The following is a 14,510-nucleotide window of genomic DNA, read 5'->3' as shown; positions in this document are numbered from 1 at the left end:
GCGTCCTTCAGGTCGGTCAGTGATCGAAGTAGCTGAAGTCGCCCACCGTCCAGGCGCTGACGTCCTCCAGGGCGACGCGGTACATGCCGCCGGTCTCCGGGATGCCCACCGTGCCCTGGAGGATCCGGGCGAGGTGGAAGTGCAGGTGGGTGGGTGGCCCGTCGGCGCGTTCGGAGGGGCTGAACACACCGGAGAACTCGCCCAGGCGGGCGGAGTCCGTCAGGACCTCCGACACCCTCTGTCGCCACAGGGCTTCCGGGGCCAGTCGACCGGTGAGGACCACGCCCCCCGCGACCACCGTCATGGACATCTGATTGCTCTGCCCGGACTCCACCGTGGCGGCAATGTCAACGAGCAGCTCGTCAGGCTTCGACATGGAAGTCCATTCTAGGCGGCCCCGCGACCCCCCCGGCCGTACCCCGGGAGGACCACCGCCCAGCCGCCCGCTACAGCGGCGCCGTGTCGTCCGCCGGGAACGCCGGGCCGTGGCCCGGGACGATCACGTCGGCCGTGGCCAGGACGCGCAGGCGGGAGTCCTTGAGGACCGTGTGGTCGGGGGCCACCGGGTCCTCCACCGGGCCGTTCGGCCGCCACCACAGGTCACCCACGAAGGCGACGACGCCGGCGTCGGTGCCGGCGAGCAGGGTGATGTCCTCGGGGCTGTGGCCGGGGGTACGGATCAGCCGCAGCGCAGGGGCCAGCTCGTGGCCCTCCGCGTCGCGGTCGGTCCACTGGTCGTTCTCGTAGATCGCCTTGTGGTCGTGGACGCGGGCCCGGCCGAAGAGGCCGACGTTCATGGTGTTGTCGGGGTGGTGGTGGCTGAGCACCACGTCGGTGATGTCGTCCGGTCCCAGGCCGAGTTCGGCGAGCGGGCCGAGGATCCGGTCGCGGCTCGCCACCATGCCGGGGTCGACGATCACGTGCCGGTCGCCGTCCCGCACGTACGAGACGGTGGCGGCGACCCCGGGGCCCGTGGAGAGCGTGTATCCGGTGGTCAGGATGGTGTAGGTGGCGGTGCGGGCGCTCGGTGCGTCGTGGTTCGTCATGTCCCCAAGTCTTCTGCGCGGCGCGGATCTTCACGAGTGGCCGTACTGCCACCGATCGCGGGAATCGTGCCATCGTCGTTCCGGCCACCGGGCTCGGCATCGCGCCGGGGCCGCGCCCACGTCCCGTGCCGCTCATCGGCGCCACCGTCGTCGGTGTCTCTCCCGGCCCCCGTGCCAGACTCGGCCCCATGCCGCCCTTCGTCACCGTCGCCGCCTACGCCCCGCACGGGGTCGGCATGCTCGGCGCGGGCATCGTCTCGGAGGTGTTCGACGCGCGCGGCGGAGGTCTTCCGCTCTTCGACTTCGCGCTCTGCACCGACCGGCCGGGAAACGTCCGCACCGATGTCGGCCTGCCCCTCGTGGTCGAGCACGGTCTGGACCGGCTGGCCGCCGCCGACCTGGTGATCGCCCTGCCCTGGGCCGATTTCCGTACGCCCCCGGGGCCCGCCGTGCTCGACGCGCTGACCGCCGCCCACGCGCGCGGAGCGCTCGTCGCGGCCCACTGCGTCGGCGCGTTCGCGCTCGCCGCGGCCGGGCTGCTCGACGGGCGGCGGGCCACCACGCACTGGCGGTTCGCCGGACTCCTGGCCGAACGCCACCCGGACGTCACCGTCGAACCCGACGCCCTCTACGTCGACCAGGGCACCGTCGTCACCGGCGCGGGCGCCGCCGCCGGCTTCGACCTCTGCCTGCACCTGCTGCGCCGGGAGTACGGGGCCACCACGGCCAACGCCATCGCACGGGACCTGGTGCTCCCCTCCCACCGGGACGGCGGCCAGGCCCAGTACCTCGCCACGCCCGTACCCGAGGACAGCCGGGACGACCGGCTCACCGACGTCCTCGCCTGGGCCAGGGAGCACCTCCACGAGCCGCTTCCCGTCGCGGAGCTGGCCCGCCGGGCGCTGATGAGCCGCCGCTCCTTCGCGCGCCGGTTCGCCGCCTCCACGGGCACCACCCCGCACGCGTGGCTGCTCTCGCTGCGGCTGAGCAGGGCCGAGGAGCTCCTGGAGACCACGGACCTGCCGGTCGAGGAGATCGCCCACGCGGTCGGCTTCGGGAGCGCGGCGGTGCTCCGCGCCCAGTTCGTCCGCCGCCGCGGCGTCCCGCCCCGGTCGTACCGCCGCTCCTTCACCCGTACGCCCACCACCTGAGACCACACCGGCCGGCCGCCGTCCGGGGGTCCCCCGTACGGACGCCCTCCGCTTGTGGGAGGCCCCCGCACGATCGAGCTTGGGCTCATCGCGCGACCTGAGGGAGGGCCCCATGAGCAGCATCGACACGCCGGCCGACGTACCGAAACCGCGGGCGGCGACGCGGCCGGCGCCCGCCACCCTCACCTGGGTGACGCTCGCCCTGATGACCACCGCGTCGGTGGCGAGTCTGCGGGCCGCGCCCACCATGGCCGTCTACGGCCTGGCCTGTGTGTTCCTCTACCTCGTCCCGGCGATCGTGTTCCTGTTGCCGACCGCCCTGGTCTCCGCGGAGCTCGCCTCCGGCTGGAACGGCGGCGTGTACCGCTGGGTGTCGGAGGGGCTGTCGAAGCCGCTCGGATTCCTGGCCGTGTGGTGCCAGTTCGCGATGACGATCTTCTACTACCCGAGCCTGCTCGGGTTCGTCGCGTCCACCATCGCCTTCATCATCGACCCGGCGCTCGCCTCCAACGGCCCGTACACCGCGATCGTCATCGTGGTCCTCTACTGGACGGGCGTGTGGATCTCCTCGCGCGGCACGAAGGCACTGGCCGGCCTCGCCAGCTGGGGTCTGATCATCGGGACCCTGATCCCCGGCACCCTGCTGGTGGTCCTCGGCATGGTCTTCCTCGGCCAGGGCAACCCCTCGGCCGCCCCGATGACCGCCGCGAACATCTTCCCGCAGTGGACGGGCCTCGCCAGCCTCGTCCTGATCGTCAACAACTTCCTGTCGTACTCCGGCATGGAGATGAACGCCGTGCACGTCTCCTCGCTCAAGGACCCGCCGAGGGAGTACCCCAAGTCGATGTTCCTGGCGATGGGCCTGGTGCTGCTGATCTTCATCCTGCCGGCGCTCGCCATCAGCTGGGTCGTCCCCGCCGACCAGCTCAGCCTCACGGCGGGCGTGATGCAGGCCTTCGACGCCTTCTTCGCGTACTTCCACATCGGCTGGCTCACCCCGATCGCAGCCGTAGCCCTGGTGTCCGCCTCCCTCGCCGGCATGCTCACCTGGCTCGCCGGCCCCTCCAAGGGCCTGCTGGAGATCTCCCGCCAGGAGGGCTACCTGCCGCCGTTCCTGCAGAAGCTGAACAAGAACGGCATCCAGCAGAACATCCTGGTCACCCAGGGCGTCGTCACCACGCTCATCGCCCTCGGGTACGCGCTGATCCCGAACGTCTCCAGCGTCTACTGGATCTTCTCGGTCATCACCACGCAGGTGTACCTGATCGTCTACCTGCTGATGTTCGCCGCGGCGATGCGGCTGCGGAAGACCCAGCCCGACCACCCCCGCGGCTATCGCGCACCCGCGCTCGGCGTGCTGTGCGTCGTCGGGCTGCTCGCCTCGCTCGCCGCCCTGTGCATCGGCTTCATCCCTAGCTCGCAGTTCGGCAGCGGCAGCGTCTGGTCGTACATCGCCATCGTCGGCGGCGGCCTCGTCATCCTGGGCCTGCTCATCCCATGGGCCTTCCTGAAGTTCCGCAAGCCGAGCTGGAAGACGGCCCGCGCCACCGCCGCGAGCGAGGGAGAGCAGGCATGAGCCCCACCCGGTTCGCCTCCGAGCACAAGTGGATCTACTGGGGCGCGATCGTGATCCTCGTCGGCCTCGTCATCACCGGCCTCCTCCGGTACGAGACCGTGGCGACGAGCAACGAGTCCGCGTCCAAGGCCAACCGGCTCCAGGAGGAGCTGGTGAGGGCGGGATACCCGTCCCCCGACACCGACACCGTCGAACAGGTGCTGGGCACCGACGGCGGCCCGGTCTGCGACGATCCGGGCAACGCCCTGAAGACGGCGTTGTGGAAGATCCAGCAGGGGAACGGCGCCACCGGCCCCGGGATGCGTCCCGTCATCACCGACACCAAGGCCGTCGAGGTCGAGCGGATCGTCCTCCAGGTCTACTGCCCCGACGAGGTCGACGACTTCGAGGACGCCCTGAACGACCTCAAGACCGACGACACCGTCCGTCGGTGAGGCGCGGGGGCCCGGCCCGATCGGACTCCGGGCCGCCACGGCCGCAGCCGGTGGGGGCAGCCCCCACCGGCTGCCCGAACCGGCCGTGCGCGATCATGCCGTCATGAAGCCGCGCTGCGCCGTACTCGACGACTACCAGGGCGCCGCCCTGACCTCCGCCGACTGGAGCCCGCTCGCCGACCGCGTCGAGGTACGCGTCCTGCGCGAGCACCTCACCGACCGGGACGCGCTCGTCGCCGCCGTCGAGGACTGCGAGATCCTCGTCGTCATGCGGGAGCGGACCCCCGTCGACGCCGAGCTCCTGGCCCGGCTCCCCCGGCTCCGGCTCCTCATCACGTCCGGGATGCGCAACGCCTCCGTCGACGTCGCCGCGGCACGCGCGCGCGGGGTCACCGTCTGCGGCACGGACAGCAGTTCCGAGCCGCCCACCGAACTCACCTGGGCGCTCCTCCTCGGCCTGGCCCGGCACGTGCCGGCCGAGGCGCGGGCGCTGCGCGAGGGCGGGCCCTGGCAGTCCACCGTCGGCGCCGACCTGGCGGGCCGGACCCTCGGGCTCGTCGGTCTCGGCAAGATCGGCGCCCGGGTGGCGCGGATCGGCCTCGCCTTCGGGATGGACGTGCGCGCGTGGAGTCCGAACCTGACGGAGGAGCGGGCCGCCGAGCACGGCGTACGGCGCGCGAAGGACAAGCGGGAGCTGTTCGCGGACAGCGACTTCGTCTCGCTCCACATGGTGCTCTCGGACCGGACCCGCGGCCTGGTCGGGGAGCCCGAGCTACGGGCGATGCGCCCGCACGCGTACCTCGTCAACACCTCCCGGGCGGGGCTCGTCGACGGCGGTGCGCTGCTGCGGGCGCTGCGCGAGGGGTGGATCGCGGGGGCCGGGCTCGATGTCTTCGAGACGGAGCCGCTGCCCGCGGACGATCCGCTGCGGTCCCTGCCGAACGTGCTCGCGCTGCCGCACCTCGGCTATGTGACGGAGGGGAACTACGGCCGGTACTTCGGGCAGGCGGTGGAGGACATCGAGGCGTTCCTGGCGGGTGCGCCGGTACGGGAGTTGGGCTGAGCCGACCGGCGGGTCGGCCCGGCTGGGGGCCGGCCGGGGCACGGCTGAGCGCCCGGCTGGAGGCCCGGCTGGGGCCCGGTCCCGGCTCGTCCGTGCAGGTGCCGGTGACCTAGGTCAGGCTCGTCCGTGCCAGTTCCACGAACTCCTCGTCCGTCAGGCCCAGTTCGCGGGCGTCCGCCGCCGCCTCGCGGAGCCGGGAGACCAGCCGGGCGCGGTCCGGGGCGGTGGCGCCGGGGACGATGAGGGCGCCGCGGCCCCGGCGGAGCTCGATCAGGCCCTCCTCGCGGAGCCGCTGATAGCCGCGGAGGACGGTGTGGACGTTGACGCCGAGGGAGTCGGCGAGTTCCCGGGCGGCCGGGAGGCGCTCGCCGGGCGCGGCGGAGCCGTCGGCGAGGGCGCCCCGGACACAGGCGGCGATCTGGTCGCCGAGGGGCACGGCGGAGGCCGGGTCGACACGGAAGAGCACGGTCAGACCTTCCCATGCCGTTCGGCGAGCGTGTTGAGGAGGGCGGCGGCGGTGTGCGCGTCGGGAACGGTGACCGCGAACTCGCGGCCGCTGTCCCGCCGTACGACGAGGGCCTCGCCGGAGTGCAGCACCACGCCCGTACGGCCGGCGCGGACCCGGTAGCCCCAGCCGCCGTAGTCGGCGAGCACGGCGGCGGTGTCGAGGTCCCGGACGCTCGCGCCCGCGACCTCGTCGAGCGGCACGCGCACGCGTGGCCGGGGGAGGAGCGAGGGCCGGACGGTGACGCCGCGCCGGTCGACGGTGACGCGGACCCGGGCGAGGGCCAGCCCCGGCACGCCGACGACCAGGCCGAGCAGCGCGAGCAGGGCGCCGGGCCAGGGCGCGAGGACCAGGCCGACCGGGACGGCGACGAGGGTGAGCGCCGCGAGGACGGTCAGCGGCCGGGAGGCGGTGGCGCGGGTCCAGCCGGCGACCTCGTTCGCGCCGAGCGTGAGCCGGGGTGCGTCGGGCTCGCCCTCGGGGGTGTCCGGTCCGTCCCCGGCCGGTACGAGGCGGGTCAGCGCCCAGCCGGCGAAGGCGCACAGGGCGGCGACCGCCGCGCCGAGCGCCAGGTTGGTGAGCGGGGAGTCGACCCGGGCCGGGTCGACGGCGTCCAGGTTGTCCCGTACGAGGAGGACGAGCAGCGTTCCGGCGAGACCGGCCGTCGCCCACGCGCCCCAGAGCGCGGTGCGGCGGACGAGGGCCGTCCAGCCGGTGCCGAGTCCGATGAGCAGGGCGACGCTGATGACGGCGAACGCGGTGCGGCCGGTGAAGCCGTCGGCCCGGCCGCCGTCGCCCCCGGAGAAGTGGGTGGCGAGGGTGTCGGGGATCCGGTCGTCCCAGACGGCGAGGAGCGTGAGGTAGCCGACGAGGGTGAGGACGAACGGGAACGCGGCGAGCGCGCGAAGGCGGCGTGGTGCCACCGGAGTCGACGGTGTGTTCATGAGGAACCCTCCTTTGTTCGCATCAGGATAGAACAAGTTGTTCGCACTTCGCTAGAACAACTCGTCTCTTCTTCCGGATGCGGACTCCGCCCACGGCTCGCCGGACGCGGACCCCGCCCACGGCTCGTCGAGTGGGCCGTGCGGCCGGGGCTCGGAAACGTCGACGCGGCGGCGGCCGTGAAGGCCGCCGCCGCGACGAAGGGCTGACGCGGAAGGTCAGACGCCGGTCCCGTCGAGGACCGCGCGCAGGGCCTCCGCGAACTCCGCCGGAGCGCCCTGCTGGCCGAACTCACCGCCCAGGAAGCCGCCGTGGTGGCTCGGGAAGACGGCGAGCGGGGTGCCGACGCCCTCGGCGACGGCGACCGCCGCGCGGGCGGCCAAGGTGCCTTCGGACTCCTTGCCGGCCGCGACGACGATCCGGGTCGGCGCGGCGCGCAGGGCGGTGAAGTCGGGGACGTAGGAGGTGCAGCCGCGCATGTTCTGGCCGAGCAGCGGGTCGCCGCGCGAGCCGTCGTCCTCGGTCGGCAGGCCGAACGCGGCCGGGGAGGGGGCGGGCTCCTCGGCCCAGTTCGCCGGGATCTCGCCCTCGCGGGCGGTCAGCGCCAGGAACTTGGCCATCGCGGGACCCCAGCCGTCCCGCAGATAGGTGGCGTGGACGTCCGCGCAGACCTCCAGGGCCGCCTCGCGGTCCGGGACGACCTGGGCGGTCGGGGGCTCGTGCGCGACCAGGGTGTGCACCAGGTCGCCGCGCCGCGCGACCAGCGCGAGGGCGTTGACCGCGCCGCCGCTGCTCGCGAAGACGTCCACGGGTCCGGCGCCGAGCGCCTCGATCAGCCGGGCCAGGTCGTCGGCGTGCTCCTCGGGGAGCGTCTCCGCCGCGCCGTCGGTGCGCTCGCTGCGGGACACCCCGCGGGGGTCGTACGTGACGACGGTCCGGTCGGCGAAATGGGAGGCGAGCGTGGTGAAGCCGGTGGCGTCCATCGGGGAGCCGATCATCAGCAGGGGGCGCTCGCCGGCCCCGGCGCCGGGGCGCACGTCATAGCGCAGGATCGCGCCGGCGGTGTCCAGGACGCGGGTGTCGGTCTCGACCATGGTCATCTCCTCGGTGGTGGGCCGTGCGGCTGTTCATGGGGGTAGACCCCCGACCCCACCGAAACTCATCGGTCGCGCGCACCCCGAGTGGATTCCTTACCCGGCGTCGCAGTCGTGATCGGCCGGGTCCACGACGACCCGGTCCAACAGGCCGCGCAGCAGGACCTGTTCGGCTTCGGTGAGGTCGCCGAAGAGCTCGCGCTCGGCCGCGCTCACGGCCGCGTCGACCCGGTCCAGGGCGGCCGCGCCCGCCTCGGTGATCTCCACGATGTGGCGGCGCCGGTCGGCCGGGTCGCGGCGGCGCTCGGCGAGCCCCTCCGACTCCAGTTCATTGAGGATCGCGACCAGTTGGCTGGGGTCGACCTCCATGGCGGCGGCCAGCTCGCGCTGGCTCATGGACCCGGGGGCGAGCCGCATCAGCGTCATCGCGTTCCTCGGGTGCAGTCCGGCGACGCCCAGGGCGGCGCGGATGCGCGCGCCGGTGAGTTCCCCGCGGAAGGAGAGGAGGAAACCGAGGCGGTCGGTCGGGAGAGCTGCCATGTCGTCCACCGTAGCAGCGGCCCTATTGTGGAGCGAGGGAAACCGTTGATAGAGTTCAACGATTGCAGCACTCGGATCATTGGAGTACGTCCATGTTCATCGGTTATGTCGTCGTCGCCGCGCTGCTCGCCCTCGCGCTCTCGGCCTCGGCCTTCCTGACCTTCACCCGCAACCCGCAGATCGTCGGCAGCATGACCAAGCTCGACGTGCCGGAGTCCTGGCTACCCCGCCTCGCGACCCTGAAGGCGGCGGGCGCGCTCGGCCTGCTCGCGGGGCTCGCGGTGCCGGCGCTCGGCGGGGCGGCCGCGATCGGCGTCGCGCTCTACTTCATCGGCGCCTTGATCACCCACCTGCGGGCGAAGGACTACGAGGTGGCGCCGGTCGTGGTCATCACCCTGCTCGCGATAGCCGCGCTGGTGCTGCGCACGGCCTCGGCCTGACTCACGGTCCGACGCTCACGGTCCGACGCTCACGGCCCGGCGCTCCCGACCCGGCGCCCCTCCGGCACTCCCCGCCTGTCGCCCCTACCCGGCACCCCGCCCGGCGCTCCCGACCCGACACCTCCAGCCCAACGAGACGGAACGTCTTGCGCAGGGGTCGCGACTGGCGTACCGTCGACGAGGTGAGACGAGACGTATCGTCTCTATCTCGCTCCGATCCGTCGTCGACGTACAGGAGATCGCCCTTGTTCCGTGTCCAACTCACCGACGTCAGCAAGCGCTACGACGACCGGCACGGCCGGCACCGGGTCGTGCTGGACCGGGTCTCCCTGACCGTCCGCCCCGGTGAACGCCTCGGCGTCGTCGGCGACAACGGCTCCGGGAAGTCCACCCTCCTCCGGCTCCTCGCCGGTCTGGAGACCGCCGACGACGGCACGGTGACCGTCGAGTCCCCCGGCGGCCTCGGCCACCTCGCCCAGACCCTGGACCTGCCCCCGACCGCGACCGTCGGTGACGCCGTCGACCACGTGCTCGCGGACGTACGGGAGCTGGAGCGGGCGATCCGGGCGGCCGAGGCGGAGCTCGCCGGGACCGGTGACCTCGCCGGGTACGCGGAGCTGCTCGCCGCCTACGAGGCGCGGGGCGGCGCCGGGGCCGACCGGCGGGTCGAGACCACGCTCCGGCGGCTCGGCGAACCCGGCCCGCTCGACCGGGCCCGCCTCCTGGGCACCCTCTCGGGCGGACAGCGGTCGCGGCTCGCGCTCGCCGCCGTCCTCGCCGCCGAACCCGAACTGCTGCTGCTCGACGAGCCGACCAACGACCTCGACGACCAGGCCGTGGCCTGGCTGGAGGAGCGGCTGCGCGCCCACCGGGGCACGGTCGTCGCCGTCTCCCACGACCGGGTCTTCCTCGACCGGGTCACCACCGCCGTCCTGGAGGTCGACGAGGACCGCCACACCGTCCGCCGCTACGGCAACGGCTACAGCGGCTATCTCGCCGGACGCGCCGCCGAACGGGCCAGCAGACAGCGGGAGTACGAGGAGTGGAAGGCCGAGCTCGCCCGGTACAGAGCGCTCGCCGACACGAACATCGACCGTTTCTCGGCCATCCCGCGCAAGGCACCGGCCTCGTTCAGCGGGGCGGGTGCGTTCCGGGCCCGGTCACGGGCGCACGGGGCGATGAGCCGCATTCGGGCCGCCCGCGAGCGGCTCGCCCGGCTGACCACCGACCCGGTGCCGGCGCCCCCGGAACCGCTGCGGTTCCGCGCGGAGCTCGACGGGGAAGGCGCCCCCGTCGACCTCGCCGACGTCCGCGTGGACGGCCGGCTCCGGCTCGACGCCCTGCACCTCGACGCGGGCGGGCGACTCCTGGTCACCGGGCCGAACGGCGCCGGGAAGAGCACCCTCCTGAAGGTGCTCGCGGGTGAACTCGCCCCGGATACGGGCACGGTGAAGGTGCCGGCCCGGGTGGGGGTGCTCCGTCAGGAGACGGCCTCGCCCGCCGACCCCCGTACGGTGGGCGAGGCCTTCGGAGCGGACCGTACGGACGAACTGCTCGCCCTCGGTCTCTTCTCCGCCGGGGACCTGACGACCCCGGTCCGGTACCTGTCGACAGGACAGCGCCGGAAACTCGAACTGGCGCGTCTCGTCACCGAACCGGCCGATCTGCTCCTCCTCGACGAGCCGACCAACCATCTGGCCCCGGCGCTCGTGGAGGAGATCGAGGCCGCGCTCGCGCACTACCCGGGCACGCTGGTCGTGGTCACCCACGACCGGCGCCTCAGGGAGGGCTTCCGGGGCCGCCGCCTTGAACTGGCACCGGCCCCCGCCCTGATGAGGACCTGGTCCTCGTGAGGACCTAGTCCTCGTCGGCGGAGCCTTCGAGGTCGCCCTCGGTCTCCAGGAACACCTGGCGCAGCGCGGCCAGGGTCTCCGGGTCCGGCTTCTCCCACATGCCGCGCGACTCGGCCTCCAGGAGCCGCTCCGCGATGCCGTGCAGGGCCCACGGGTTGGCCTCCTTCAGGAAGGCCTGGTTCTCCGGGTCGAGGACGTACTCCTGGGTGAGCTTGTCGTACATCCAGTCGGCGACGACGCCGGTCGTGGCGTCGTACCCGAAGAGGTAGTCGACGGTCGCCGCCAGCTCGAACGCGCCCTTGTAGCCGTGGCGGCGCATCGCCTCGATCCAGCGCGGGTTGACCACACGGGCGCGGAAGACCCGGGAGGTCTCCTCGACGAGCGTCCGGGTGCGGACGGTCTCGGGGCGGGTGGAGTCGCCGATGTACGCCTCGGGGGCCGTGCCCTTGAGCGCGCGGACGGTCGCCACCATGCCGCCGTGGTACTGGAAGTAGTCGTCGGAGTCGGCGATGTCGTGCTCGCGGGTGTCGGTGTTCTTCGCGGCCACCGCGATCCGCTTGTACGCCGTCTCCATCTCGGCGCGCGCCGGGCGGCCTTCGAGCCCGCGCCCGTACGCGTACCCGCCCCACACCGTGTACACCTCGGCGAGGTCCGCGTCGGTGCGCCAGTCGCGGGAGTCGATCAGCTGGAGGATGCCCGCGCCGTAGGTGCCCGGCCGGGAGCCGAAGATCCGGGTCGTGGCGCGCCGCTCGTCGCCGTGCTCGGCGAGGTCGGCCTGCGCGTGCGCCCGGACGTAGTTGTCCTCCGCGGACTCGCCCTCCAGACCGGCGACCAGGCGGACGGCGTCGTCGAGGAGACCGATGACGTGCGGGAACGCGTCACGGAAGAAGCCCGAGATGCGCAGGGTGACATCGACGCGCGGCCGGCCGAGCTCGGCGAGCGGGATCGGCTCCAGGCCGTTCACCCGGCGCGAGGCCTCGTCCCACAGCGGGCGGACGCCCAGCAGGGCGAGCGCCTCGGCGACGTCGTCGCCGGCGGTGCGCATCGCGCTGGTGCCCCACAGGGAGAGGCCCACGGACGTCGGCCACTCGCCGTTGTCGGTGCGGTAGCGCTCCAGGAGCGAGTCGGCGAGCGCCTGACCGGTCTCCCAGGCGAGCCGGGACGGCACGGCCTTCGGGTCGACCGAGTAGAAGTTCCGGCCGGTCGGCAGGACGTTGACCAGGCCGCGCAGCGGCGAACCGGAGGGGCCGGCCGGGACGAAGCCGCCGTTCAGGGCGTGCACGGCGTGGCTGAGCTCGTCGGTGGTGGCGGCCAGCCGCGGCACGACCTGCTCGCAGGCGAAGCGGAGCACGGCGTGCACCTCGGAGCCGTACGCGGCGGCGACCGAGGGGACCGCGTCCACGGACCAGTCCGCCGCCTCCATCGCCTCGACGAGCTCGCGGGCCTTCGCCTCCGCCTCGTCGGCGGTGGTGCGGGTCGCGGCCGACTCGTCGAGACCGAGGGCCTCGCGCAGACCGGGCAGGGCCTGCGTGCCGCCCCAGATCTGGCGGGCGCGCAGGATCGAGAGGACCAGGTTGACCCGGGCCTCGCCCTCCGGGGCTCCGCCGAGGACGTGCAGACCGTCGCGGATCTGGGCGTCCTTGACCTCGCACAGCCAGCCGTCGACGTGCAGCAGGAAGTCGTCGAAGCCGTCGTCCTCGGGGCGCTGTTCGAGCCCCAGGTCGTGGTCGAGCTTGGCGGCCTGGATCAGCGTCCAGATCTGGGCGCGGATCGCGGGCAGCTTCGCCGGGTCCATGGAGGAGATCTGCGCGTACTCGTCGAGCAGCTGCTCCAGGCGCGCGATGTCGCCGTACGAGTCGGCGCGGGCCATCGGCGGCACCAGGTGGTCGACGAGCGTGGCGTGCACACGGCGCTTGGCCTGGGTGCCCTCGCCCGGGTCGTTGACCAGGAACGGGTAGATCAGCGGGATGTCGCCGAGGGCCGCGTCGGGGCCGCAGGCGGCGGACAGGCCGGCGTTCTTGCCGGGCAGCCACTCCAGGTTGCCGTGCTTGCCCAGGTGCACCATGGCGTCGGCGCCGAAGCCGCCGTCCTCGGCGCGGGCCGCGATCCAGCGGTAGGCGGCCAGGTAGTGGTGGGACGGCGGGAGATCGGGGTCGTGGTAGATCGCGATCGGGTTCTCGCCGAAGCCGCGCGGAGGCTGAATGAGGATCAGCAGGTTCCCGCGGCGGAGGGCCGCGAGGACGATGTCGCCCTCGGGGTTGCGCGAACGGTCCAGGAACATCTCGCCGGGCGCGGGGCCCCAGTGCTCCTCGACATGGGTCCGCAGCTCCTCGGGGAGCGTCGCGTACCAGCGCTTGTAGTCGGCGGCCGGGATGCGGACCGGGTTCTTGGCGAGCTGCTCCTCCGTCAGCCAGTCCTGGTCGTGGCCGCCGGCCTCGATGAGGGCGTAGATCAGCTCGTCGCCGTCGCCGGAGACCAGGCCGGGAAGGTCCTCGACGGGCCCGAAGTCGTACCCCTCCGCGCGGAGGCGGCGCAGCAGCGAGACGGCGGAGGCGGGGGTGTCGAGGCCGACGGCGTTGCCGATGCGGGAGTGCTTCGTCGGGTACGCGGAGAGGACCAGCGCCAGCTTCTTCTCGGCGTTCGGGATGTGCCGGAGCCGGGCGTGCCGGACGGCGATCCCGGCGACGCGGGCCGCGCGCTCGGCGTCGGCGACGTACGCGGGCAGCCCGTCCTCGTCGATCTCCTTGAAGGAGAACGGCACGGTGATGAGCCGGCCGTCGAACTCGGGGACGGCGACCTGGCTCGCGGCGTCCAGCGGGGAGAGACCCTCGTCGTTCTCCTCCCAGGCGGCGCGCGAACCGGTCAGGCACAGCGCCTGCAGGATCGGCACGTCAAGCGCGGCCAGCGCGCCCGCGTCCCAGGCCTCCTCGTCGCCGCCGGCCTGCGCCTCGGCGGGCTTGGTGCCGCCCGCCGCGAGGACGGTGGTGACGATCGCGTCGGCGGTACGGAGCCGGTCGAGCAGCTCCGGCTCGGGGGCGCGCAGGGAGGCCACGTACAGCGGGAGGGCCTGGGCGCCGGCGTCCTCGATCGCGGCGCAGAGCGCGTCGACGAAGGCGGTGTTCCCGCTCATGTGGTGGGCGCGGTAGTAGAGCACGGCGACGGTCGGGCCGGCCGTCGTGCGTGCGGCGCGCTTCAGCGGGCCCCAGGTGGGGGCGGCCGCCGGGGACTCGAAGCCGTGCCCGGTGAGCAGGACGGTGTCGGAGAGGAAGCGGGCCAGCTGCTCCAGGTTCGCGGGGCCGCCGTGCGCCAGGTAGGCGTGCGCCTCGGTGGCGACGCCGACGGGGACGGTGGACGCCTCCATCAGCTGCGCGTCGGGGGCCTGTTCGCCGCTGAGGACGACCATCGGCTTTCCGGCCGCGCGCACCGCGTCGAGGCCCTCCTCCCAGGAACGGAGGCCGCCGAGGAGCCGTACGACGACGAGCTCGGCGTCGGCCAGGAGGCCGGTGAGGTCGGCGAGGGGGAGACGGGCGGGGTTGGCGAAGCGGTACTCCACCGGGCCGCCGGCCGCGCGGGCGCTGAGCAGGTCGGTGTCGGAGTGCGACAGCAGCAGAAGCATGGCGAGCGCAGGCCTTCCTCGGGGTTGTCCGCGCCCCGGGTGGTCGTATGGGTTGGGGCCTCCCCTTGCTCGAGCGAAGCCGAGAGCTTGGGGAAGGGAGTTCCTGACTCACCGGGCCCGGGATCGCGCGGACGCGCAGCCGGGCCGGCTCACAGTGGCGGGACCGCGCCGGATTCTCACCGGGCTTCCTCCCCGGGGTCCTGGGACCCCATGCCGTCTGCATAGTAGATCGTGCGGTCGACGGCCCGGG

General features: G+C 73.3%; 13 protein-coding genes and 1 riboswitch. Of the genes, 6 read left to right on the top strand and 7 right to left on the bottom strand.

Going from position 1 to position 14,510, the window contains the following annotated elements:
* Window positions 1-16: 16 nt before the first annotated feature.
* Both ACIP8Z_RS22540 and ACIP8Z_RS22535 read right to left on the bottom strand, forming a co-directional pair.
* A complete protein-coding gene (locus ACIP8Z_RS22540; RefSeq protein WP_073908329.1) occupies window positions 17-376 on the bottom strand; it encodes a hypothetical protein in 360 nt (119 codons plus the stop codon).
* 70 nt (window positions 377-446) lie between these two features.
* Complete coding sequence (locus ACIP8Z_RS22535) at window positions 447-1,046, bottom strand: MBL fold metallo-hydrolase (RefSeq protein WP_402086011.1); 600 nt, start codon at window positions 1,044-1,046, stop codon at window positions 447-449.
* 188 nt (window positions 1,047-1,234) lie between these two features.
* On the opposite strand from ACIP8Z_RS22535, the gene ACIP8Z_RS22530 reads away from it, so the two are divergent.
* From ACIP8Z_RS22530 to ACIP8Z_RS22515, 4 genes are all read left to right on the top strand, one after another.
* Entirely contained in the window at window positions 1,235-2,197 is a 963-nt protein-coding gene (locus tag ACIP8Z_RS22530; protein WP_402086009.1) for a GlxA family transcriptional regulator, read from the top strand.
* 112 nt (window positions 2,198-2,309) lie between these two features.
* The gene (locus ACIP8Z_RS22525; RefSeq protein ID WP_402086006.1) at window positions 2,310-3,773 is read left to right on the top strand and encodes an APC family permease; all 1,464 of its coding nucleotides are present in this window, start codon (window positions 2,310-2,312) and stop codon (window positions 3,771-3,773) included.
* Window positions 3,770-4,207, top strand: coding sequence for a hypothetical protein (locus ACIP8Z_RS22520; RefSeq protein ID WP_319315720.1), 438 nt, complete (start codon window positions 3,770-3,772; stop codon window positions 4,205-4,207). The genes ACIP8Z_RS22525 and ACIP8Z_RS22520 overlap by 4 nt, the downstream gene beginning before the upstream one ends.
* A gap of 103 nt (window positions 4,208-4,310) precedes the next feature.
* Entirely contained in the window at window positions 4,311-5,270 is a 960-nt protein-coding gene (locus ACIP8Z_RS22515; RefSeq protein WP_402086003.1) for a D-2-hydroxyacid dehydrogenase family protein, read from the top strand.
* Between the two features lie 109 nt (window positions 5,271-5,379).
* Here ACIP8Z_RS22515 and ACIP8Z_RS22510 read toward each other — a convergent pair whose 3' ends face one another.
* The 4 genes from ACIP8Z_RS22510 to ACIP8Z_RS22495 all read right to left on the bottom strand — a co-directional run bounded on the left by ACIP8Z_RS22510 (window position 5,380) and on the right by ACIP8Z_RS22495 (window position 8,351).
* Window positions 5,380-5,736 (bottom strand): GntR family transcriptional regulator, encoded by a 357-nt coding sequence (locus ACIP8Z_RS22510; RefSeq protein WP_402086002.1) that lies wholly within the window; start codon window positions 5,734-5,736, stop codon window positions 5,380-5,382.
* 2 nt (window positions 5,737-5,738) lie between these two features.
* Window positions 5,739-6,719, bottom strand: a complete 981-nt coding sequence (locus ACIP8Z_RS22505; RefSeq protein WP_402086000.1) for a hypothetical protein — start codon at window positions 6,717-6,719, stop codon at window positions 5,739-5,741.
* A 216-nt stretch (window positions 6,720-6,935) separates the two neighbouring features.
* Window positions 6,936-7,817, bottom strand: a complete 882-nt coding sequence (locus tag ACIP8Z_RS22500) for an alpha/beta fold hydrolase (protein WP_402085997.1) — start codon at window positions 7,815-7,817, stop codon at window positions 6,936-6,938.
* Between the two features lie 90 nt (window positions 7,818-7,907).
* Window positions 7,908-8,351: a MarR family winged helix-turn-helix transcriptional regulator gene (locus tag ACIP8Z_RS22495; RefSeq protein WP_402085994.1), complete on the bottom strand. Its 444-nt coding sequence runs from the start codon at window positions 8,349-8,351 to the stop codon at window positions 7,908-7,910.
* A 92-nt stretch (window positions 8,352-8,443) separates the two neighbouring features.
* Here ACIP8Z_RS22495 and ACIP8Z_RS22490 point away from each other — a divergent pair, with 92 nt between their 5' ends.
* A complete protein-coding gene (locus ACIP8Z_RS22490) occupies window positions 8,444-8,791 on the top strand; it encodes a DoxX family protein (protein WP_402085993.1) in 348 nt (115 codons plus the stop codon).
* A gap of 245 nt (window positions 8,792-9,036) precedes the next feature.
* Window positions 9,037-10,644, top strand: a complete 1,608-nt coding sequence (gene abc-f / locus ACIP8Z_RS22485) for a ribosomal protection-like ABC-F family protein (protein ID WP_402085990.1) — start codon at window positions 9,037-9,039, stop codon at window positions 10,642-10,644.
* Window positions 10,645-10,648: 4 nt separating this feature from the next.
* On the opposite strand, the gene cobN is transcribed toward abc-f, so the two are convergent.
* Entirely contained in the window at window positions 10,649-14,260 is a 3,612-nt protein-coding gene (gene cobN / locus ACIP8Z_RS22480) for a cobaltochelatase subunit CobN (protein WP_402085988.1), read from the bottom strand.
* A 78-nt stretch (window positions 14,261-14,338) separates the two neighbouring features.
* Window positions 14,339-14,487: riboswitch (cobalamin riboswitch) on the bottom strand.
* Window positions 14,488-14,510 lie beyond the last annotated feature (23 nt).

Source organism: Streptomyces sp. NPDC088553, from assembly GCF_044752965.1.
Taxonomy (GTDB): domain Bacteria; phylum Actinomycetota; class Actinomycetes; order Streptomycetales; family Streptomycetaceae; genus Streptomyces.
This window is presented reverse-complemented; position numbering and strand designations above follow the sequence as displayed.